The sequence below is a fragment of the Halobacillus rhizosphaerae genome (assembly GCF_046719735.1).
Classification (GTDB): Bacteria; Bacillota; Bacilli; order Bacillales; family Halobacillaceae; genus Halobacillus_B; species Halobacillus_B rhizosphaerae.
This window is the reverse complement of sequence record NZ_JAUTWQ010000008.1, coordinates 250,328-271,791: the sequence shown is the minus strand read 5'-3', so window position 1 is coordinate 271,791 and position 21,464 is coordinate 250,328. Positions and strand designations below refer to the sequence as shown.

Below are 21,464 nucleotides of genomic sequence, written 5' to 3'. Positions count from 1 at the left end.
TGATTAAAAAAGACAACCGGAGTTTTGAAAACGCTTGCAAAATTAAGCGCCTCATGAAAATCTCCCTCGGAAGTGGCTCCGTCTCCAAAGTAAGCGATGGACACTCGATCGGTGTTTTTTTTCTTTTCTGCCCAGGCAGCTCCCGTAGCATGAAGCAATTGCGAGGCAATAGGTACGGCTGGCGGGAAGATATTTTTTCCTTCTGGCGGAAGGCTTCCCTCGATCCTGCCTACCCAGTACAAGAGCAGGTTTCTAAGCGAATGACCAAATGTCATCGTTGCCGCATGGTCCCGATAAGTAGGAAACATCCAGTCGCCATTCTCCAATGCCAGAGCACTTCCTACTTGTGCCGCCTCTTGGCCTTCATATTGGACATACGTGCCCATGCGTCCCTGGCGCTGCAAATTGACACATTTCTTATCCATCAAACGGGCACGAAGCATTTTTTCATAAAAAAGTTTCACCAGGTCTTCCGTCAGCTCAGGCTCGATCTCCTTTTTCAGTAACTGGCCATCTTCGCTGATATATTGAATAATAGGAAATTGGGTAAGCATATCCAAAGTTCAACATCCTTCCTGTGGCTGATTTGATCATCAATATTAGCGATCAAGATTGTCTGCTGTAGTCTTTAATAAATGCTTGAAGACAATCAATAAATCGCTCGTTATCCTCACGCTGACCGATAGTTACTCGAATCATTGTTGGATAGCCCATTAAGTGACCGGGACGGATAATAATTCCTTCGTTAAGCAGGTATTCATACACATCCTCAGCCGCCACTCCCACATCCACCATAATGAAGTTCGTCTGGGTAGGAAAATAGGTTAAGTCCATGTCAGAAAATCGGGCATTCAAATACTCTCGCCCTTCACGATTAAGACGTATGCTTTCATAGAGAAAGTCATCATCATCGAGAGAAGCAGACGCAGCGGCATGGGCCAGCCGATTCACATTAAAAGGTTCCTTCACTTTATGTAAATGTCCGACTAGCTCAGGATCCATCAGGCCATATCCAATGCGCAGGCCGGCGAGCCCATATACTTTTGAAAAGGTGCGGAGAATGACCATATTTTTATACTGAGGAAGCAAGGGTAATGTCTCCAGGTATTGAGGGGCGTCGGCATATTCATAATACGCTTCATCCATGACCAGCATGACGTGCGAGGGAACTTGACTGATAAACTCACGCAGCGCTTCCTTTTCCACAATGGTTCCGGTGGGGTTATTCGGATTGCACACAAACACCATCTTCGTTTTCTCGCCAATTGCTTCTGCCATTGCGGCTAAATCGTGAGTGCCGTTTTGCATATCGATTTCGACCGGCACGCCTCCTTCAATGATGACGTTCGTTTTGTAACGGGGAAAAGTGACACCCGCCATCACCACTTCGTCTCCTTCATTGATGAAAGTGCGTGTTAACAGCCGGATAACTTCGTCGGATCCGTTACCAAATAGAACCTGGTCCTTGGAAATCTGAAGTTTATTCGCTAATTTTTCAGCAAGTAACGGGGAAGTGACCTCCGGGTAAAGCGTTATTTCCTTCATTTCATTTTGCATCGCTTCTTCTGCTAAAGGGGAGAAGCCGAATGGGTTTTCGTTGGATGCCATCTTAATAATCCTCGAAAGCCCTTTCTCCCGCTTTAATTCTTCAACAGGTTTCCCTGGAGAGTACATGGCAATAGTATCAATTTGCGGACGCGGTCGGACCATAGGATATTCCTCCTCCATTTCAATAATCAATCGAATATGAAAAAATTGTGCCTCTCTTATATTTTAGATTTATCAAAATCTTCCATCAAGAATGTCATTTAACGTGAGAACACTTTTAAGCACTAAACGATTCAGGATAAAACCGCGTGAAATCAAGGAAAGGTTCAATTTTGAGGGAATAAAAATAGTTCAATTTGATCTGCCAATTCCCTGTCCATAAAGAGCATGTCACGGAGACTGGTACTAAACCAAGGATTATCGCAAATGAAGACCTATCGAATAGAAAGGTTCATGGAAAAACCATTGGACGAAGCTGCCACTATACCGGAAAACACAGCCAACCCGAACCATGAGGTTCGGGTTGGCTGATATTTATTGAATTCATATGTTGGCGGTTAGAAACTGAATGGCCAGTAAGATAATTGTTCCAAGATATGTTTAACTAGATTGATACCGAACATCGCAAAGACAAGAAACATAACGAAATTCACCAGAATCAGGGCGTAATAAACGTCCAGTCCGCCATCGGAATTTTCCTTAAGCGAAAAGATGAGGAACAAGCTGGATAAAGCAAATAATCCAGCCCCCACCCCAAAGATAAAGGTGCTGAATACCGTCGCTGATAACAGGGCGAACACAATCGCAAGCGTTACTAGAAACAGCGGCAGTACATTGAAGACCCCATACCTCGTTACCACTTCCTTAAACGTAACCTCGGCTTTCATTAGTTTAGCTGCGGCAAAATTCACAACTGTAAATACCGCCATGAAAATAAGAATGTAGAAAAAGGGCTGGATGACCACTTGACCAAATGGAATATTAACTTCCATCCAGCCGTTATTTAAGCTTCGAGCGGTAAAATAAGAAAATAAGGGAAGTAAAAAGGCGAGGAGTAGATTGGCCATTAACCCGTTCAAATAATCCGTTTCGATTACCTTTCTACTCGCGTTCATTGGTGCAGCAGCCGCTGTTAAAGCAAAGGAATAGAACCGTTTACCTACCTCCTTACCTTTTTGTATGTACTCCCCGCTATTTTTTTGAACCGCAACTACGGCGCCTGAACGTTGCACCGCCGGCTGAGCACCAGATTGATTCACATAAACGCCGCACTCACCGCAAAACTTCGCTTGCTTTTCAATGATGGAACCACATTGAGGACATAACAATGCTGATCACTTTCCTTTCTATGATGGAAGGGCACGTGGACTTTTGTTCTTCTTCCTCCCTTCTTATAAACGAGCCTTATTTATCCTATCGTCAGGATCTTCTTCCTATGACAACTCGGAACTTTATTCGTCATTTAATATTTTTTTGGACATAAAAAAACCAGCCTGGTCTGCTTCCCGGCTGGCGTTACTGGTTATCTATATAGTACTCACTCTCAATGAATCGATGGTGCTGGACTGCGGATACTTAACGCGGTACTTTTGATTAATGGCATGAATGAGAGGCTGTTTGATTTCCTCGTTATTGACGTTTTCTTCATTGATATTCTCTTTGTTCTGTTTCACTTCAAAATTTATTTTGTAATCTTTATAATGGATCGTTCCGGATATGACCATAACTGTACCCCTTCCTGTTTTCTACCATTTTATCATGAATACTTGTATGGGAAAAAACCAGGAGAAACTTCCTTCTTAAATAAATGGTCGATCATCACTCAAAGCATAATAGAGCCCAGAATAAAAATCTTTTCCTTACTAACACTATAAAAAAGGGGGCACCCATATGAATATAGCGATCATTGGAGCTGGACTCGCTGGACTTTCTTGCGCGTTGACATTGGAAAAACACGGACATTCTGCTGATGTATTTGAAAAACACTCAGACATTTGCTTCCAATATAAACTTGCAGAATTGATGACCCCGATTCTTCATAGACCTATTGATGATGCTGTGAAATTTTTCTCTGAAAAGTACGATATTCACTTAAAACCTACCACCAATGTCCAAAAAATATTCGTCCATTCCCAAAGTGAATCGGCATTCGTAGAAGGAAATTTAGGTTTTATCAATATGAGAGGAGATCATGCGGAAGCTTATGAAAAACAATTAGCTGAACAGCTGGTGAACACGAAAATTCACTGTAATCAAAATATAAATTATAATGAAATCTCAAAAGAATATACTCACGTAGTCGTTGCAACTGGCGACGTCATGGACACTCAACAAATTCAGCCCATTGAAATATCACTCGCTTCCACATTTGCAGGCGCGATCGTTCAGGGAGATTTCATTCCCAATGAAGTCCATACCTGGTTCGATAACAGATTTGCTCCTAAAGGGATGATCTACTTTCTTCCTCACTCCAAAAACCAAGGAACTCTTGTATTGGTATATCCACAATACGAAGAAGAAATGGTGAAGGATAAAAAGACGCTTTGGAAAGAGACATTGGTCCAGGCATCCCAGACGCTCAACCAGAATTTAATCATAGAAGAAGAATTTTCATTAACAGACTATATCGTCGGAAAAAGTAAATATCCGCGAATCGGAAATACTTTCTTTGTCGGAAACTGCATGGGAGCCATTACCCCATTTTTAGGCTTTGGCCAATCGAGTTCCATGCTAAGTGGAATTTATGCAGCCCAGGATATTTGTGGTCTGGGAGACTATGAAGAACTTTCAGCCCCCTTATACAAGGATTATGAGGATTCATTGACGTTGCGAAGAGCCATCGAGCGCTTGAACAACGAACAATTGGATCTTGTAGCAAAATCCCTTCATGTTCAAACGATAGAAAACTTAATAACTAAACCTAATATGAGCATATTGAAGGTACTCAGCCATATACTTAACCCTTTCATCCGAAACACTAAATGAGCGGACGTATCCAATTGCTGATCCAGTTTTAATGATCCCTATAGAAATTCCCGGTAATATTCATTCGAAAATACCACTTCAAATCCAAGCTTTCTATAAAGCTCGAACGCTCGCCCATTGGAGCTCTTTACTTCAAGTGTGATCTTTTGATCGGATAAACGTCTCGATTCTTTCAGTAAATGCTGCATAAGCTCTTTGCCTAGTCCAAGCCCTTGAAATTCAGGCAGAATACAAACACCATAAATGGATAGCATGGCCGATTCCACCCCAATAGCTCCCATGCCCACAGGCCGGTCTTGATAATAGCTGATAAATGTGTGCCGTTGTTCGCTGTCAAACGCGCCTTTAATAAAATTCTTAGCGCCTTCGTACTCAATTCCAAAGGTTTGATGCTGAATATCAGCCAATACTTCCAGCTGATCCCGCTTTGCCGGCAGGGTGCTTAATTGTCCACGTTCTTTTGAAGCATCATCCTGCTCCGATCTCCATTCCATTAAATACTCGGTAAATTCATGAATGGCACCTTTTCCAAGAGCATAAGCTTGACCACTCTTAGATATACCGTTAACGACGTACAAAAGAGAAGGAAGTTTATGCTGTTTCCAAACTCCCTTTGCCGTTTCCACCAGAGAAGCGAAATACCCCCGGTTGCGATAATCCGGGTGAGTAAAGCCCATGATTTCCATTTCTGTTTTTGCAGGAGCGAAAATCTGTAAAGCTGAAACAAGCTGATTGGCGTCATGGATGGTAAACACCCAGGCAAGTGATGGATCAAAATTCAGATTTTCAGCTAAGTATAGTTCGCTTTCAAAATGATCCGCAGACTGGACCGTTTCTTCCAGCTGGCGTATTTCTTTCATTAGAGCAGGAGTTATATCTACGTAAGATGTAAGTTTCATAGGCACCTCAAAACCATTTACTTTTTATTATAACGGATCTAATTCAAAAGCGACCAGCTAATTTTTATAGTCCCAAAGGATCGTCCACTTTCCGTTTTCCTTTGCCGCAAACACATCTTGATATAAAGTGAAGTTTCCAAATTCACCATGAAAATCCTGGGTTACTCTCATCGAATACACCGTACCAATAGGCTTTGCTCCATCCGCCATTTTCCAACCTTTCAACTTCTTCTTATGATTAATGGTAAAGGTGAACTTTTCCCCGCCGAAATGCTTTAGCATAACGTCTGATCGTTCTTGAATATATTGGTTTCGTGTGAATTTATCTTTCATCTGTGAATGAAGCAGCTGCCAGGAATCAGAGAACTCCGCTTTTTGCTCATATTGATAAAAATTTCTAACTGTAACGGCAGCTCGATGGCCAGGATTAGTAATGAAAAGCATAAATAGCAGGATTCCACCAGCCAGGAGCAAAATCGCTATAAAGACAGCCAATCCTTTACTCATCCAACCTCCCCCTTGTCTTTATTACCCTATGCACCATGCATCAGGTTTAGGAATGAAAGGGTGGGAACAAAAAAACCAGCTCTGATGTAGAGCTGATTTCCTCACTTTTTATTCAATATGACGGACTGTCTTTCCACAAACTCTGTTGGAAGATTATAGGTCTGTTCAACTTTCTCACCAGCAAGCATTTGAAAGATCAAGTGGACAGCCAGGGCCCCCGCTTCATATTTCGGCTGCTTAACGGTAGTGAGCGGCGGGTTCACATACTCGGAAAGCTGAATATCATCAAACCCTATAACTGAAACATCTTCAGGAATAGAGACTTTCTTCTCTGTAAATGCTTGCAGACCTCCGATTGCCATCTCATCGTTGGCGTAAAAAATAGCGTCAGGAAGGTCCTGTTGAGCAACTAGCATTTTCGTTGCCCGATAACCGCCTTCCCTAGTGAAATCTCCACTGATTTTCAGTCTGGACTGGTAGGTAAGTCCATGTTCTTTAAGCGCAGTTAAATACCCTTGAAACCTCTCTTCATTATCGTGAGAGTTCCTTGGCCCGCTGACGTAGCCCACGGATTGATGGCCTTTGTTTATTAAATATTCGGTTGCTTCATACCCGCCCTGCCGGTTATTAACTTCTACATGAATGACAAACGGGTGGTCAACGGAACGATCCAGCACAACGATAGGAAAATCTTTTCTCGCTGAAGCTTTGATCACTTCTGTACTAATGTTCTGGGCCAGTACAATGGCTCCATCCACTCGTTTCTCTCTCAAAAATTTAGAAGCGGTCGATTTCTCCCCGCCTACTGAACTGCAGGCAATCAAGTCAAACCCGTTGGAAGCAGTGACCTCCTGAACGCCTTTGATCAATTCCGAATAATATGGACCGGACATGTCACTTAAAATTAAAGCGATGGTATTGGTTTTCGTCCGTTTTAAATCAGAAGCAAACCCGTTCTTCTGATAATTTAATTCCTCAGCGGCCCGCAGTACTTTCTCTACTGTAGCTGCACTGACCTTTTCGATCCCGTTAAGAGCATAGGAAGCAGTAGATACTGCTACGCCTGCTTTTTTTGCAACGTCCTTAATTGTCGCCATCCTACTCCTCCATCTAAGCAATTCTGTGCTTCTATTGTAACAAACACGCTATTTAATTCCCGACATTGTAAAACCTTCCACAATGTATTTCTGAAATAAAGAGAAAATGATCACAATCGGAACGACCATAAAGGCGGCTCCGGCCATTTGCAGCGCAAAGTTATTCGCATACTGCCCTTTTAACAAGGAGAGTCCTACGGATAAAGTGTATAAGCTCTGGTCATTGGCAATAATCAGCGGCCATAAGAAACTGTTCCAGCCGGCAATAAACGTCAAGATCCCTTGTACCGCAAAGATTGGCTTGGCAATTGGCATCACTAACCTGAAGAAAATATAAAATTCTCCTGCACCATCAAGTCTTGCCGCTTCTATTAAATCGGTCGGAATCGTGGTCATAAACTGCCGGAACAAGAAGATACTGAAGGCGACCGCAAGTCCAGGCAGAACGATCCCGGCCATCGTATTCGTTAATCCCATTGAATTCAGTAATAAATAGACAGGAATCATGGTAACTTGTCCAGGAATCATCATGGTGGCAAGGACCAGATAAAAGATTTTCTCCCGTCCTTTAAAATTGAATTTCGCAAATCCATATCCGGCCATCGCATTAAAGAGTAACCCTAAAAAGGAGAAGATCACGACAATCAAAGTATTTTTCAAATAGAGTAGAAAGTTCATGTTCGTAAACAAGTTGATATAGTTTTCCAAAGTAGGATTCTTCGGAAATAAGGTTGGAGGAATTGCCAGTACTTCGCTTTCCGGTTTAAAGGAACTGGAAATCATCCATATAAACGGAACGGAAACGACGATTCCGCCAAGAATCAGCAATAGAATGACGACCGTTTGTTCAAGTTTACTTTTTTTTGTGGAAGCAGCCAATTGATTTCAACTCCAATCTTTTAATACTCTGTATCCGATTTTCTAAGTTTAAACTGAATCATTGTTACGATAATAATCATCGTAAATAATATGAACGAACCGGCAGCGGCGTAGCCAAATTCACTAAATTGGAAGCCTTCTTTATAAATAAATAACGCAACAGAAATCGTTCCATCAAGCGGTCCACCATCCGTCATGACAAACGGTTCTTCGAAAAATTGCATCCAGCCGATCAAAGTCGTAATGGTAACAAAAAACGTAGCATAGCGCAGTAACGGCAGAGTCACATTAAACAATACCTGCAGCCGATTTGCCCCATCCATTCTTGCCGCTTCATAGTAGGATTTCGGTATCCCCTGCAAAGCAGCGAGAAAAATAATCATGTTGATGCCTATCCCTTTCCAAACTGCTAAAATAATCAACGATAATTTAGCAATCGTCGGCTCTTGAAGCCAGGGGATATTGTCGACTGACATCAGGGAGAGCAAGTAATTAAATAAACCATACTGAGTGTTATAAAGGTATCCCCAAATGACGGCCACAGCGATGATGTTGGTAATCGACGGCATGTAGTAAACCGCCCGGAATGTATTGAAAATCCAGCTCGTTCCATAGTTTAGCAAAAGAGCAATCGAAAGCGAACAAATGATTACAAGCGGAACCCCGATAACGACATAAAACCCTGTATTAAAGATGGACTTTAAAAATGTTGGATCGGAAAGGAGCGAGGCATAGTTCTCAACACCAATAAAGGAGATGGCGGACCAGTCAGCGAGTCCTTTTAAATTTAAATCCGTGAAACTGATCACAAAGGCAATAAGGATCGGAATGATGCTGAAAATCGTTAACAGGATGACTGCTGGTGCTATGAACATATAAGGGTGTCGATTTTTAAATTTAAATTTGTTCATGAAAACCCACCTATCTGAATCGTTACATGGTATAAAGAAAATAAATCCTTATAAAACAAGGAAGATGGCATGAAATACGTCATTCATTTCACACCACCGCCTTGTATGATCAACTTTATTTATTGAGGAGACTTTGTGCTTTCTCATTAAATTGTTCTAGCTCTTTATCGAGATCTGCTCCTCCTACGACTACACGTTCAATTGAACTTAAGAACTCTTGAGCAATACGTTCAAATTGTGGTGTTTGCAGTCCTGGATTTGTATCCTTCAGCTGTTCACCAAACGTAGCGTACATTGGGTCTTCTTTCATTATTGGCTTATCCCATGCTTCTTTTCTGGAAGGCAGCGTATTAGAAGCTTTCAACCAATCCATTTGAGTATCCACTTTCGTCATATACGAAATATATTTCAAGGCACCCTCCACATTATCGGAAGTGTGAAAGACAGAGAAGTTAGCGCCGCCCATGCTTGAAGTATTAGACTTTTTCTTCGGCATAACAGCCGTAGCCCACTTCCCTTTTAAATCAGGAGCCTGGTCATTAATAATATTGATCATCCAAGGACCACTGAAGAACATCGGTTTCGTTCCATTCTTAAAGGCCTGGACAATATCTACACCCTCCTGCTTCTGGCTGATGCCTTCTTTAAAGTAGCTAATATAATATTGGATCGCTTCCTTAAATTCAGGGGTATCAAAGTTTAATTCATTTTTGTCTAAGTTTGCTTTATAACCGTTTTCCCAGGCGAAGATAAAGGGTGTGATCTGATCATTGCGGTCAATATCCAGTCCAAAATCCTTCTCTCCGCGATCTGCCAGCTTACTTGCTGCATCCTTAAGTTCATCCCACGTTTTCGGAGCCTCGTCGTATCCTGCTTCTTTGAGCAGATCTTTCCGATAATAAAGTACACGTGTATCTACATACCAGGGAATCCCAACGACTTGATCACCATATTCCATAGTCGTAACAGAACCATCAAAGTAATTATCCTTAGCAAAAGACGGGTGATCGTCCATATACTTCGTCAAATCCAATAATGCCCCGGCTTCTGCAAATTCCGGCACCCAAGTCGTACCTAATTGCAAAACATCAGGACCATTTCCAGAAGCGACTGCAGTAAGCAGCTTGTCATGTGCAGTATCCCAAGGAATCGCTTGCACCTCTACTTTTAAATCAGGGTTTTCCTTTTCAAAGTTCTTACTGAAATCCTGAAGTTTCTTTCCTTCTTCACCCATTGCCCATACAGTGATAGTATTGTCATCTTCACCAGAGGAAGATTTACTATCTGAACACCCTGCAAGCACACTCGATAGAATTACAACAGCGAATAAAGCCAATAATTTAGATTTCACAATATACCCCCTTAATTTTGTTAGTTGAAACGTTTCGATAAACACATTGTACTTAATATTGAATCCGCTTTCAAGAACTTTTTTGATTTTTCGTTAATTTCAATTAAAACCTAATTAAATCAAGGAATAACTGTTGACTGAATAATTAAATACGCTTATACTTCTACCTACAATACATCGAAACGTTTCAATACAATCAATATTCGGAGGTAAATACATGAAGAATGATCAATTAATGAATTTATTAAACCAAATGACTCTAAATGAAAAAGTCGGCCAGCTTGTGCAGCTCGCGACTCCTTTCTTTAAGGGCGCATCTGACCGCGGCCAAATTACAGGGCCAATGCAAGAGATGGGAATTAAAGAGGAAGATATCCGCAATACTGGTTCCGTGCTTGGTGCTTCTGGAGCGAACGAAATCATAAATATCCAGAAGACCCATATGGAAGAAAACCGGCTCGGCATCCCCCTGTTGATCATGTCTGATATTGTTCATGGCTTTAAAACCATTTTCCCTGTTCCGTTAGCAATCGGCTGTTCCTGGGATTTGCCGCTTGCTGAGAAAAGTGCAGCTTTGGCCGCAAAAGAGGCAGCTGTTTCCGGCGTTCATGTTTCTTTTTCCCCTATGGTAGATTTATCACGAGACCCGCGCTGGGGACGAGTGATGGAATCCACTGGTGAAGACACCTACTTAAACAGTAAATTCGCTCGATCTCTAGTTCGAGGGTTTCAAGGAAAATTAGCCAGTGACTCCTACAAGGTAGCATCCTGCGTCAAACACTTCGCTGCTTATGGTGCCGCAGAAGGCGGGAGAGATTACAACACGGTAGATATGTCCGAGTGGATGCTGCGCGAATCTTATCTGCCTGCCTACAAAGCAGCGCTCGATGAAGGATGCGAAATGGTCATGACCGCCTTTAACATTTTGAATGGCTTGCCTTCCACCGGTAATAAAAAACTGATGAGAGATCTGCTCAGAGAGGAGTGGAATTTCGACGGGGTATTAATTTCCGACTGGGGAGCTGTGAAGGAACTCATTCCTCATGGCGTCGCCGAAGATGAAAAGGAGGCCGCTAGAAAGACAATCGAGGCTGGTGTTGATATTGAAATGATGACCACCTGCTACACCAATCACCTAAGTGAATTAATTGAAGAAGGAACCATTAAGGAAGAGATGCTTGATGAAGCCGTGCTCAGAATTTTAAAGCTGAAAAACAAGCTGGGGTTATTTGAAAATCCGTACCGTCATGCCAGCGAAGAAAAAGAAAATGAATTTATCCTTTCCGCAGAACACCGCAGTACAGCTCGCGAACTCGCAGGAAAATCCATGGTGCTGCTAAAAAATGAAAGCGTTCTTCCATTGAAAAAAGATGAAAAAATCGCCTTAATTGGCCCATTTGCTGCTAGCAAGGATATCCTGGGTCCCTGGTCATGGGGAGGGTCTGACGCAGATACGATCACTTTCGAGGAAGGGATCAAAACGAAAATTCAACAAGAACAGGTCCTTATTTCTGAAGGCTGCGGAATAGAGAGCGGTTCTCAACAGCAGTTGAACGAGGCATTGGAAAAAGCAAAGCAAGCAGAAGTGATTGTATTAGGCCTTGGCGAGCATTCTGATATGAGCGGGGAAGCTGGATCACGCTCCAATATTAAGCTGCCAGAGGTTCAATTAGAGCTCTTGAAAGAAATCAAATCACTCGGCAAGCCTGTGGTCACAGTTCTGTTTAACGGACGGCCGCTTGACCTTACCGATGTGATCAAGCATGCGGACGCCGTTTTAGAAGCATGGTACCCAGGGACCGAAGGCGGACACGCACTGGCAGACATTTTATTCGGAGACGTGAATCCCTCCGCTAAGCTTTCCATGTCTTTCCCTTACTCTGTCGGTCAAGTACCGGTTTATTACAACAACTATAATACCGGACGGCCGAAAGATGCTCCAGATGCTCAAATCCGATTCGTTTCTCAGTATTTGGATGCGCCGAATGAAGCACTGTTTCCATTTGGTTACGGACTCAGTTATACGACCTACCACTACAGTGACCTGTCCCTTTCCCAGACGACTTTGACACCTGAAGATCACTTGAAGGTATCCGTTAAGGTGACGAATACTGGCGATACAGCAGGTGAAGAAATTGTACAACTCTATATCAGAGACTTGGTTGGAGATGTGGTACGCCCATTAAAAGAGTTAAAAGATTTTGCTAAAATTAAGCTGCAGCCTGGCAAATCGTCTCTGGTAGAATTTACGATTAGCGAGGAACAGCTGCGCTATTATCATGGAGATCTTACTTATGAGAGCGATGCAGGAAAATTTGAAGTCTTTGCTGGGCCGGACAGTAAAAACCTTCAATCTCAGATATTCGAGTTGAAAAAGTAACGAAAAGCGGACAGGGCAAAAAGAGCGGTGAATTAGGCAACGAGGTTACAAAACATAAAAACGAGACAGGGACTGAAGTCCTTTAGCCAATATTAAATCCGAATGATGAATTTTCCAACATCATTCGGATTTTTTTGTCCTTCATAAGGCAGCATTTCCCTTCTCATAAGGTATAGACTTTTAATTTTATTAAGCTTTCACTACTGATGAACAGAAAAATACACACCATTCTAAAGCAGGAAATACACAGAGACTTCTACGGGGGAATAACACACCAGCTGCCCGCGATTGAAATGTCTATAAAACTACTCATATCCAATTAATGTTAATAGGAAGATTTACTTTCCGGTTTGAAAAGGGTATAAATAGGAAATGTAACGATCAACATCCCTTTACCTATTTTCCACCGAAAGGATCTATCATTTTGACCATTTCTAAGACTAAGAAAATTATTCTATCTATTTTGGCAGCTGTGTTCCTACTCGGCCTTTCCGGAGTAGTGACCTTGTTTATTTTAGGTCCCGGATTTCTAATCGCGGATAGTAATCCCAAGCCTTCTGATGCCATCATTCTCTTAAGTGGAGCTGATGATCGGCTGCAGCAGGCAGCTGAACTTTACCACGAAGGAATGGCTGATCAAGTGGTTCTCACCAATTCCAATGAGCCTGCGACTACCCCACAAGCCGCGATGGAGGCCGGCATACCCAGGAGCGCATTGCTAGAAGAGCCGAATGCCACCAGTACATATGAAAATGCCTTATTTTCCAAAAAAATTATGCAGGAACAGGATTTACATTCTGCCATTATCGTAACCAGTGATTACCACTCCCGCCGCAGTAAATATACCTTCGAACAGGTATATGGCGACGATTTTGATTTATCCTACTCGTTCAGCTCCTCTTATTTCCATCCGGAAGACGGACTGAACAAGCACGAGAACCGGACTGTTTTCACAGAATATGTGAAACTGATCGGTTATTGGGTCCGGTTTCTGTTTGTTTAGAAAAAAGCCATACAGCGCTCCTGCTGCATGGCTTTTAGATTCCTATTGAATCGAAATATTCAACCGTCTTCATTTTCCCTCCGACTGGTCTCAGCGACCAGGCATCTTCTAAAAAAATCTCCGCCAGCTGTGTAAATTTCCCGCCGTACTTCTCTGCCCATTCAACAGCGACGACGCTTTCATAAACGAGCGCCATCTTTCTCGCCATCGCTTTTGATTCAAAGGTTTGTAACGCTTCGTCAAATCCCGCAAATGCCTGCAGATCCGCTTCCAGCAAATCCAGTTGATCCTTGATAACTTCCTTTAAATCAAAATCTGGCAGCCGTTTCAAGCGCTGATGCATTTCTTTAGCGAAGAGCTGATGAGCGTTGTATTTATGAACGAGACGCACGAGTTCGAGTCCGAGAATATTTGCGGTTCCTTCCCAGACGGTCAGCACTTGCGCATCCCGCAGCAGCCGGGGTGTAACAAAATCTTCGATGTAGCCATTGCCGCCGTGCATTTCGATTGCTTCATGTGAAAAATTGATCGCCTGCTCAGCTGTTTCTTTTTTCATAATGGCAATATACAAACGGTTGAGAATGACCTGTTCCTCGGTGGCAAAGCCGTCTGTCACTATTTCAAAAAGCTTAATCAAATCGAAAGTGGCAGCCGTTTCGGCATGCAGCTTCGCTTTCAACCTGACAAGGGTATCTTTAATCATGGGATACTCAGTCAGCCGCTTCCCAAATGCATCTCTTCGTCCCGCATACTCTAGCGCCTCTGTGTAAGCGCGGCGCATAATGCCAAGCGATGCTGTCGCATTGCAGATCCTCGAGAGATTGAGAGCTTCCATCATATAGTAAAACCCACGGTCAGGATCACCAACAACATAAGCTTCTGCACCATCAAATTCCACCTCCGCCGAAGGAACTGCACGGACACCGAGCTTATCCTTCAAGCGGCGAATTCGCAGGTTGTTAAGAGTATCATCCTCTTCTTTACGCCATGGGACAGCGAAGAGAGTGAGCCCTTTTGAACCCACAGGTGCTCCTTCTTTTCTCGCAAGCACCATAGCGACCCCGCACATGCCGGCGTTGGAAGCAAAATATTTCTCTCCATATAAGCGAAAATGATCGCCATTCTGGACAGCTTTTACAACGTTCGCCCCCACATCTGATCCGCCTTGCCGCTCAGTTAGAAAAGTGGCGCCTTCATACAGGGGGGTTTCACCAGTAGAGCACACATGCGGCAAAAATTTGTCTTTCAATTCCCGATCCGCATAATGTTCCAATAAGTAAGCGGTCGCCATCGTGAGTGTGACCGGGCAGTAAAATCCGGGTTCGGTCTGGGAAAGCAAATACCCCTGGGCAAAGCTGTACGTGTAGGTACCGGAGTGGCCGAGCTCGGGAATTTCTTTATGAATATAACCGACAATGCCGGTATTATAAGTCTCTTTAACCGTTTGTTTATACCCTTCATTTACCCAGACCTCGGATACTTCCTCACCAAATTTGTTATAGGAGATTAGATGCGGCTGACCCTCTCTGTCTGTATGCTTCGCACGTTCGTCGATCTCATTGGCGCATTGTTTACCGAAAATCATCAGTTCTCGTTTTGCATAGTCAAGAAAACCACCGGTAAGCTGCTCTTCTAATATCGTCTGAAGTATTTCATCTTCCTCAAAGAAGTTTCGGCTCCCACGTTGTTCCTTCTCCTGCAGCACTTTCATTACCCTCGTCTCCCTTCCCGACGTGAGTGGTTTATTATTTTTCCCGAGACGTTTCCTGACAGAAGCTGCGAACGATTCATACTCTTATTCCCCCTCAAATTGTTGGAGCTTTGCCTGAAATTGTTCCATTAAACCTTCCATTTCTGACTTTAACGCTTCAAATTCAGCAATCGTGCTTTCGATCTCAGCAATACGCTTCGTCCCATATTCCACCGTCCGCTCCAGCTGTTTTTTTCCTGAATGATCGGATTCGAATAACAGCACCATTTCTTTGATCTCATCTAAAGAAAACCCATACCTTTTCCCGCGAAAAATCAGCTTCAGTCTGGCCATCTCACTCTTCGAATACAGCCGTCGATTCGTGCTCGACCTGACCGGCTTGAGCAGACCGATTTCCTCGTAGTAACGAATAGTGCGGCTGGAAACAGCAAATTCGCGCGCCGCTTCAGAAATCGTCTTCAATCGAGATGCCTCCCTTTTCGTTCATTATGCTTCTAGTTTATCATTGACCTTAACGTAAAGAGCAAGATAATATTGTACAACTTTAACCATTTTTTAGTAAGCTAATTAAAAATGGAGAGGAGGATTCACATGGAAGAAAGGCCCGGATTCTGGGTGAGAGCAGTCGCAAATTTATTAGACGCGATTATTGTCGGTACTGTATTCGGCTTGATGACGCTGGCCGTTTATGGAGAATTTCATAGGGATGAGTACAATTTCACAGACATTCTAAGTCTTTTATATGTCCTTCTTGTTCCAGTGTTTTGGAACGGATATTTGATAGGGAAGAAGTTGTTAGGCATCCGTATTGTGAAAACATCCGGAGACAATGTAACGATTTGGACGATGCTTCTGCGCTGCGGGGTCGGCGGACTGGTTTATGGGGTGACGATTGGCATTGGTTTGATTGTCAGCGCGTTTATGGTAGGAATTCGCTACGACCGCCGCTCGATTCATGATTTGATTGCCGGTACATATGTTGCTTACGATTCAAAATGGTCCATGGAAGTGGCTGAAAAATATATTCGTTAAGAGGTGAATAAAATGCGCTCAGACCAAGAGATGATGGAATTAATTTTAACTGCTGCCCGGGACGATGAAAGGATTCGCGCCGTCATGATGAACGGGTCCCGCGTCAATTCAAAGGCTCCCCGCGATAAGTTTCAGGATTATGACATAGTTTGTTTTGTCACGGACCTGGCCTCATTTACGGCCGATCACTCCTGGGTGGACATTTTCGGGGAACGCCTGATCATGCAGATGCCGGATGAAATGCAGCTGTATCCGGAAGATAAGGATAATCCGCACCGGTTCGCTTATTTAATGAAGTTTACCGACGGGAACCGACTTGACCTCACGCTGGTCGATCAACTGCCGGAAACCTTCGACAGCCTCAGCCGCATTCTATTAGATAAAGACGACCGCCTGCCTGACCTGCCCGAGCCCAGTGATGCAGATTACCTTGTAAAAAAACCTTCTCGGAAAGAGTTTTCCGGTCATGCCAATGAATTCTGGTGGGTCAGCACCTATGTCGCCAAAGGACTGTGGCGCCGCGAGCTTCCTTATGCAAAATCGATGATGGAAGGTCCCGTCCGTTCTGCCCTTAAGCGAATGGTCAGCTGGTATATCGGCGTCCGAACTGATTTCAGCGTGAGCGTCGGCAGTGAAGGGAAATATTTTGAACATTATCTTGAGGATGACGTTTGGACTCGGTATGCTGCGACTTATGCTGGCGGTGACTATGAATCGATGTGGGACGGTCTGTTTGCGATGGTTGAACTGTTCTGTGAGCTAGGCTCTGTAGTAGGGGATGCGCTTGATTATGAGCGGCCGGTTGAGGAGGAGGTCTTTGCTTATTTGAAGTGGGTGCGTGGGGATGCAGGGGACTGATTTTTGTGGGTGTGGTTGATTCGCAAATAAATGAGCATTTTTGCAAATATTTCAGATTTAGCGCAAATATATTCTGTTTTTCGCAAATAAAACTCATTTACCGCAAGTAAATCTATCTATCCCGCAAATAACGCCTAACCGCTCATATAAATATCACGCCTTCTCAGCAGGATTTTGCTAGGAACATGTCTAATTCAATAGCTGGAAAGGTGTGATTTCATGATTGTAAAAAAATTAGAATTCCCGCAGGAGATCCAGCAACTTCAAGCTCTCGTACGAAGACTTAACCCTTCTCACCCTAGTTATGAAGAGGCGAATGAGAACTTAACCAGAAGACTCGCTGGCTATAAGGGAGAACTTTCCCTCTCTTATCCCCTCAGCTTTCTCCCCAGTAATCATCTTATTTTCCACGATCTTCGCTTAACTGACGGCAGCCACTTTTTTCAAATCGATGCACTCATCTTAACCTCAAAGTGGATTCTTATTATTGAAGCCAAAAATATCGCAGGCAGACTTCATTTTGATCAGCATTTCAATCAGCTTCTCCGCACCCTTAATGAGGCGCAGGAAGCTTTCGCTAATCCCGTCATACAAGTTAGACGGCATAAACTTCAGCTAGCGAAATGGCTTTCTCATCATCATCTTCCCTCGCTGCCGATTCTTACCTTGGTCGCCAGCAGCAACCCCAGGTCCATCCTCTCTTCTGATGACCCCGAACTGGATATCGTCGTTCGAACAGACAATCTTCCTGAGAAAATTAACGAGCTTACCAGTCAATTTTCCGAAGAGCATCTCACTGAAGAACAAATCCACTTGCTCACCTCTGCCCTCCTCACTAAACATACTCCAGGAAACTTCATCTTTCTCTCTCAGTTAAAAATAAATCCTCTTGATATACGTCGAGGTGTCTTTTGCGAAGAATGCTCGCGTCTTCCTATGAACAGGAAAAGAGGTTATTGGAAATGCATGAAGTGTGGCCATCGCTCGAGAATCGCTCATGAAATTGCCATTAGAGATTACTACCTTCTTTTTGGACCGGAAATTACTAATGCTAAATTAAGAGATTTTTTGCTCATTGACTCCATTTACATTGCTAGTCGCATATTAACTTCTTTAAAAGCACGGCGCAGCGGTAAAAACAAAGGGAGCTGCTACCAACTCATTTATGAAGATTAAGAGGTTTGCAAAATAAATTCTTGTTTTAGCAAATAAAAGGATGATTTCCGCAAATATATTTCTGTTTACGCAAATAAATCTCGATTTCAGCAAATAAATGCACATTACCGCAAATAAACCTCCCCTCAACAACAAGAAAAATGCCCCGCTCAATCAGAGCGAGACACCATCATATATTTCTATCCTTCCACCTTGTTCGTCAGCTTCCCAATTCCTTCTACTTCGACAACCACCTTATCACCTGGAGACAGGGGGCCGACGCCTGATGGGGTGCCGGTATAAATAACGTCTCCTGGGTTCAGTGTCATGACCTCGGTTACTTTCACGAGCAGCTGCTCGATGTCGTGGATTAAATCATTGGTATTGGAATCTTGCTTGGCTTCTCCGTTCACTACACTTTTGATCGATACGTGGTTAGGGTCAAGGTCCGTTTCGATGACAGGGCCGAGCGGTTTATAAGTGGCGAAAGACTTAGCACGGGTGAATTGGCCGTCTTTCTTTTGGAGATGACGGTCGGACACATCGTTGCCGCATGTGTAGCCGAACACGTGATCCAAAGCGTTTTCTCGACTCAAATTCTTCGCTTCTTTCCCTATTACGATGACGAGTTCTGCTTCGTAATCAATTCGGTGATCACGATTTGGCAGCTGGATCGTATCGCCTTCCCCAATAACGGCCGTTGGAGAAGCCATAAACATCATCGGTTCCTCTGGTATAGGTTTGCCGGTTTCTTCTGCATGAAGTTCATAATTCAGACCAATCGCGATCAGCTGGCCAGGCAGCGCTGGAGGCAGAATTTGCACTTCGCCAAGCGGGAAGCTTTCCTCAAGTTTATTCACGCTCCCTTGTATGTAATCTCCATCCAGTTTCGTTACCGTTTTTCCTTCCAGAATTCCAAAACAAACGGCACCGTCTTTACGATATCTTAAATATTTCATCTTATTTCTCCTCTCTTCGTACTCAGCAACTATTTCGATATCTTTCTGCTTATTTCCTTCTCTCTCGTCGACAAAAAACAATTTGGTAAATTTTCCAAAAACCATAGTTAGATAGACCTGAGCATGAGATAATGTAAATATCATCCAGAAAAGGAGCGAAGATAAATGACCAATCACGCACTCGCCAGACTCAAAGGAGGCTGGGTATTACTACGCTCGATTGCTGTAATTTCCTCCAGTGTAGCTACTATCGTATCCACCGTCCTTCCTCTAGTCTTGTATTTCACCATACCTACTTACGAATGGGTCCGTTTATTTTTCATGCTTATTTTTGGGGCCTTTCTTATTCACGGGGTGCTGACCCACGCGTTAAATGATTATGTCGATGACCTGTCAGGAACCGATGCTCACAGCCCCGGTATTCTATCAGGCGGCAGCCGCGTGATCCAGACTGGACTCATTTCCTCTAGTTCCCTCTGGAAGTTTGCTAAAATTCTAATGCTTGTGCTCGGCATGGTCGTTCTTGCCCTCGCTATTTTCGGCTACTACAAGCTCGCAATACTTCTTGCGATTGGACTATGGGGGTCAATTTCGTACTCGCTTCCACCTTTTCAATTCAGCTATCGACCATTTATCGGGGAATGGCTGTCGACTTTTCCTTCCGTATTATTTCTTGGACTCGCGGGTGCATGGCTCGCCTTAGACCACTTTCCTGAATGGGTATTACAAAACGGAATCATTAACGCCTTGTTTTGTATTGCCTGGGTAATGGTCCATCACATTCCTGATCTGGAAGCCGATCAGCAAGCCTCCCCGAAAAAAAACACGAGTGTTGTCTGGGCTGTAGAAAAATTCGGACTTGCTTACAGTCGGCTGCCTGCTCTGCTCTATTTCGGCATTACTGCATTGTGCGGAATTTGGCTCGGCTCAGAGCGGATTTATGGGGCATTAGGGATGGTCGTTATGGTTATTGCAGCCATGTTCCTGATCGTAAAAATGGATGTAACGAATCATGAGCAAGTATCCTCTTTTGAAAAAATCATCTTGATTCTCGCTATGGTCAATGCCGTATGGCTCGGTATTTTCATTTAAAGAAAAAGCTGGCATCTCACAAATGAGATGCCAGCTTTACTTTAATACCCCTTTGGATGCTTCTGATGCCATGCCCAGGCGGTTGCTATAATATCTTTCATTGACGTGTAGCCAGGCTCCCAGCCGAGCTCCCGCTTCGCTTTTTCAGAAGAAGCTACGAGCTGAGCAGGATCACCTGCCCGGCGCGGCGCAAGTTCTGCCGGGATTTCGTGACCGGTAACCTCGCGTGCCGCATCGATCATTTCTTTGACCGAAAATCCTTCGCCATTTCCCAAATTATAAACAGAGGATGGCTTCTCTGCGTTCAGACGATCCAGCGCGAGCATATGGGCACGAACTAAATCGACCACATGAATGTAGTCCCGTATACACGTACCGTCCGGAGTTGGATAGTCATCTCCGAAGATCGAGATATGTTCTCTTTGTCCAAGTGCCACTTGTAATATAATGGGCACCAGGTGTGTTTCTGGCTGGTGATCTTCTCCAATATCAAATTCAGGATGAGCTCCGGCAACGTTAAAGTATCGCAGCACCACATGCTTGATCCCATGGGCTTGTTCGGCCCATTTCAGCATTTTCTCTACAGCAAGCTTCGTTTCCCCATAAGGGTTGGCTGGAATCGTAGGTGAATCTTCCAGGATCGGAACTTGATCCGGCTCCCCATAAGCAGCCGCTGTTGAAGAAAAAACAATCTTATGTACCCCGTATTCTGCCATTACCTTGAGTAGATTCATCGTCCCATAGACATTATTTTCATAATATTTTAAAGGGTTCTCCACACTTTCTCCTACCAGTGAATTCGCTGCGAAATGCATGACGGCATCTATAGATTGTTCTTCAAAAAGTGTGCGAATCTCTTCAATGTTTCGGAGGTCTCCTTTAACTAGAATGGCCCCTTCTATTAAAGCTCCTTCATGTCCCGTTTCAATATTATCAAATACCACCACGTGGTGATCGGCTTTGATTAGTTCAGCTGCTGCGTGGCTGCCAATATAACCGGCTCCTCCACAAACTAGTACATTCATCTATCTATCCCTCCAATAATGTTATGCTATGCATATCTACCCCTATTCTATCATTCACACCGAGGAAATTCC

The 21,464-nt window shown here is 43.6% G+C and carries 21 protein-coding genes; 7 read left to right on the top strand and 14 right to left on the bottom strand.

Going from position 1 to position 21,464, the window contains the following annotated elements:
- From Q7A53_RS11215 to Q7A53_RS11200, 4 genes are all read right to left on the bottom strand, one after another.
- Positions 1-554: thiamine pyrophosphate-dependent enzyme (locus Q7A53_RS11215; protein WP_411789260.1), on the bottom strand; the 554-nt coding region annotated here is incomplete at its 3' end.
- Between the two features lie 52 nt (positions 555-606).
- On the bottom strand, positions 607-1,710 hold the full coding sequence (gene hisC, locus Q7A53_RS11210) for a histidinol-phosphate transaminase (protein WP_411789254.1): 1,104 nt from the start codon (positions 1,708-1,710) through the stop codon (positions 607-609).
- Between the two features lie 395 nt (positions 1,711-2,105).
- Positions 2,106-2,876: a zinc ribbon domain-containing protein gene (locus Q7A53_RS11205; RefSeq protein WP_411789253.1), complete on the bottom strand. Its 771-nt coding sequence runs from the start codon at positions 2,874-2,876 to the stop codon at positions 2,106-2,108.
- Positions 2,877-3,074: 198 nt separating this feature from the next.
- Positions 3,075-3,272: a hypothetical protein gene (locus tag Q7A53_RS11200; protein WP_411789252.1), complete on the bottom strand. Its 198-nt coding sequence runs from the start codon at positions 3,270-3,272 to the stop codon at positions 3,075-3,077.
- A 166-nt stretch (positions 3,273-3,438) separates the two neighbouring features.
- Between Q7A53_RS11200 and Q7A53_RS11195 the strand changes: the two genes are divergently transcribed.
- Positions 3,439-4,533, top strand: coding sequence for an NAD(P)/FAD-dependent oxidoreductase (locus tag Q7A53_RS11195; protein WP_411789251.1), 1,095 nt, complete (start codon positions 3,439-3,441; stop codon positions 4,531-4,533).
- Positions 4,534-4,571: 38 nt separating this feature from the next.
- Here Q7A53_RS11195 and Q7A53_RS11190 read toward each other — a convergent pair whose 3' ends face one another.
- The 6 genes from Q7A53_RS11190 to Q7A53_RS11165 form a co-directional block, all read right to left on the bottom strand.
- A complete protein-coding gene (locus Q7A53_RS11190) occupies positions 4,572-5,432 on the bottom strand; it encodes a GNAT family N-acetyltransferase (RefSeq protein ID WP_411789250.1) in 861 nt (286 codons plus the stop codon).
- Between the two features lie 57 nt (positions 5,433-5,489).
- Positions 5,490-5,939: a hypothetical protein gene (locus Q7A53_RS11185; protein WP_411789249.1), complete on the bottom strand. Its 450-nt coding sequence runs from the start codon at positions 5,937-5,939 to the stop codon at positions 5,490-5,492.
- A gap of 101 nt (positions 5,940-6,040) precedes the next feature.
- Positions 6,041-7,036, bottom strand: a complete 996-nt coding sequence (locus Q7A53_RS11180; RefSeq protein ID WP_411789248.1) for a LacI family DNA-binding transcriptional regulator — start codon at positions 7,034-7,036, stop codon at positions 6,041-6,043.
- Positions 7,037-7,084: 48 nt separating this feature from the next.
- Positions 7,085-7,915, bottom strand: coding sequence for a carbohydrate ABC transporter permease (locus tag Q7A53_RS11175; protein WP_411789247.1), 831 nt, complete (start codon positions 7,913-7,915; stop codon positions 7,085-7,087).
- Positions 7,916-7,935: 20 nt separating this feature from the next.
- Positions 7,936-8,826 carry a carbohydrate ABC transporter permease gene (locus tag Q7A53_RS11170; protein WP_411789246.1) on the bottom strand — a complete coding sequence of 297 codons (891 nt, stop codon included), beginning with the start codon at positions 8,824-8,826 and terminating at the stop codon, positions 7,936-7,938.
- A gap of 115 nt (positions 8,827-8,941) precedes the next feature.
- Positions 8,942-10,177 carry an extracellular solute-binding protein gene (locus tag Q7A53_RS11165; protein ID WP_411789245.1) on the bottom strand — a complete coding sequence of 412 codons (1,236 nt, stop codon included), beginning with the start codon at positions 10,175-10,177 and terminating at the stop codon, positions 8,942-8,944.
- Between the two features lie 217 nt (positions 10,178-10,394).
- Between Q7A53_RS11165 and Q7A53_RS11160 the strand changes: the two genes are divergently transcribed.
- Complete coding sequence (locus Q7A53_RS11160; protein WP_411789244.1) at positions 10,395-12,557, top strand: glycoside hydrolase family 3 N-terminal domain-containing protein; 2,163 nt, start codon at positions 10,395-10,397, stop codon at positions 12,555-12,557.
- A gap of 424 nt (positions 12,558-12,981) precedes the next feature.
- A complete protein-coding gene (locus tag Q7A53_RS11155; protein ID WP_411789243.1) occupies positions 12,982-13,560 on the top strand; it encodes a YdcF family protein in 579 nt (192 codons plus the stop codon).
- Positions 13,561-13,594: 34 nt separating this feature from the next.
- Here the strand turns inward: Q7A53_RS11155 and Q7A53_RS11150 are convergent, their stop codons facing one another.
- Positions 13,595-15,271 (bottom strand): acyl-CoA dehydrogenase family protein, encoded by a 1,677-nt coding sequence (locus Q7A53_RS11150; RefSeq protein ID WP_411789242.1) that lies wholly within the window; start codon positions 15,269-15,271, stop codon positions 13,595-13,597.
- Between the two features lie 84 nt (positions 15,272-15,355).
- Positions 15,356-15,733, bottom strand: coding sequence for a MerR family transcriptional regulator (locus Q7A53_RS11145; RefSeq protein WP_411789241.1), 378 nt, complete (start codon positions 15,731-15,733; stop codon positions 15,356-15,358).
- A 129-nt stretch (positions 15,734-15,862) separates the two neighbouring features.
- Between Q7A53_RS11145 and Q7A53_RS11140 the strand changes: the two genes are divergently transcribed.
- From Q7A53_RS11140 to Q7A53_RS11130, 3 genes are all read left to right on the top strand, one after another.
- On the top strand, positions 15,863-16,303 hold the full coding sequence (locus tag Q7A53_RS11140) for an RDD family protein (RefSeq protein WP_411789240.1): 441 nt from the start codon (positions 15,863-15,865) through the stop codon (positions 16,301-16,303).
- 12 nt (positions 16,304-16,315) lie between these two features.
- Positions 16,316-17,161, top strand: coding sequence for an aminoglycoside 6-adenylyltransferase (locus Q7A53_RS11135; protein ID WP_411789239.1), 846 nt, complete (start codon positions 16,316-16,318; stop codon positions 17,159-17,161).
- 219 nt (positions 17,162-17,380) lie between these two features.
- On the top strand, positions 17,381-18,337 hold the full coding sequence (locus Q7A53_RS11130; RefSeq protein WP_411789238.1) for an NERD domain-containing protein: 957 nt from the start codon (positions 17,381-17,383) through the stop codon (positions 18,335-18,337).
- 179 nt (positions 18,338-18,516) lie between these two features.
- Here the strand turns inward: Q7A53_RS11130 and Q7A53_RS11125 are convergent, their stop codons facing one another.
- On the bottom strand, positions 18,517-19,275 hold the full coding sequence (locus Q7A53_RS11125; RefSeq protein WP_411789237.1) for a fumarylacetoacetate hydrolase family protein: 759 nt from the start codon (positions 19,273-19,275) through the stop codon (positions 18,517-18,519).
- A gap of 165 nt (positions 19,276-19,440) precedes the next feature.
- Here Q7A53_RS11125 and Q7A53_RS11120 point away from each other — a divergent pair, with 165 nt between their 5' ends.
- Positions 19,441-20,367: a prenyltransferase gene (locus Q7A53_RS11120; RefSeq protein ID WP_411789236.1), complete on the top strand. Its 927-nt coding sequence runs from the start codon at positions 19,441-19,443 to the stop codon at positions 20,365-20,367.
- Between the two features lie 41 nt (positions 20,368-20,408).
- On the opposite strand, the gene galE is transcribed toward Q7A53_RS11120, so the two are convergent.
- Positions 20,409-21,392, bottom strand: coding sequence for a UDP-glucose 4-epimerase GalE (gene galE / locus Q7A53_RS11115; protein ID WP_411789235.1), 984 nt, complete (start codon positions 21,390-21,392; stop codon positions 20,409-20,411).
- Between the last annotated feature and the right edge of the window lie 72 nt (positions 21,393-21,464).

Excerpts from the sequence above, each read along its gene's own strand:
- Q7A53_RS11200 (WP_411789252.1), bottom strand. The coding sequence starts at position 3,272 with ATGGTCATATCCGGAACGATCCATTATAAAGATTACAAAATAAATTTT.
- Q7A53_RS11180 (WP_411789248.1), bottom strand. The coding sequence starts at position 7,036 with ATGGCGACAATTAAGGACGTTGCAAAAAAAGCAGGCGTAGCAGTATCT.
- Q7A53_RS11140 (WP_411789240.1), top strand. The coding sequence starts at position 15,863 with ATGGAAGAAAGGCCCGGATTCTGGGTGAGAGCAGTCGCAAATTTATTA.
- Q7A53_RS11185 (WP_411789249.1), bottom strand. The coding sequence starts at position 5,939 with ATGAGTAAAGGATTGGCTGTCTTTATAGCGATTTTGCTCCTGGCTGGT.
- galE (WP_411789235.1), bottom strand. The coding sequence starts at position 21,392 with ATGAATGTACTAGTTTGTGGAGGAGCCGGTTATATTGGCAGCCACGCA.
- Q7A53_RS11190 (WP_411789250.1), bottom strand. The coding sequence starts at position 5,432 with ATGAAACTTACATCTTACGTAGATATAACTCCTGCTCTAATGAAAGAA.
- Q7A53_RS11150 (WP_411789242.1), bottom strand. The coding sequence starts at position 15,271 with ATGAAAGTGCTGCAGGAGAAGGAACAACGTGGGAGCCGAAACTTCTTT.
- Q7A53_RS11170 (WP_411789246.1), bottom strand. The coding sequence starts at position 8,826 with ATGAACAAATTTAAATTTAAAAATCGACACCCTTATATGTTCATAGCA.
- hisC (WP_411789254.1), bottom strand. The coding sequence starts at position 1,710 with ATGGTCCGACCGCGTCCGCAAATTGATACTATTGCCATGTACTCTCCA.
- Q7A53_RS11195 (WP_411789251.1), top strand. The coding sequence starts at position 3,439 with ATGAATATAGCGATCATTGGAGCTGGACTCGCTGGACTTTCTTGCGCG.
- Q7A53_RS11125 (WP_411789237.1), bottom strand. The coding sequence starts at position 19,275 with ATGAAATATTTAAGATATCGTAAAGACGGTGCCGTTTGTTTTGGAATT.
- Q7A53_RS11135 (WP_411789239.1), top strand. The coding sequence starts at position 16,316 with ATGCGCTCAGACCAAGAGATGATGGAATTAATTTTAACTGCTGCCCGG.
- Q7A53_RS11120 (WP_411789236.1), top strand. The coding sequence starts at position 19,441 with ATGACCAATCACGCACTCGCCAGACTCAAAGGAGGCTGGGTATTACTA.
- Q7A53_RS11160 (WP_411789244.1), top strand. The coding sequence starts at position 10,395 with ATGAAGAATGATCAATTAATGAATTTATTAAACCAAATGACTCTAAAT.
- Q7A53_RS11130 (WP_411789238.1), top strand. The coding sequence starts at position 17,381 with ATGATTGTAAAAAAATTAGAATTCCCGCAGGAGATCCAGCAACTTCAA.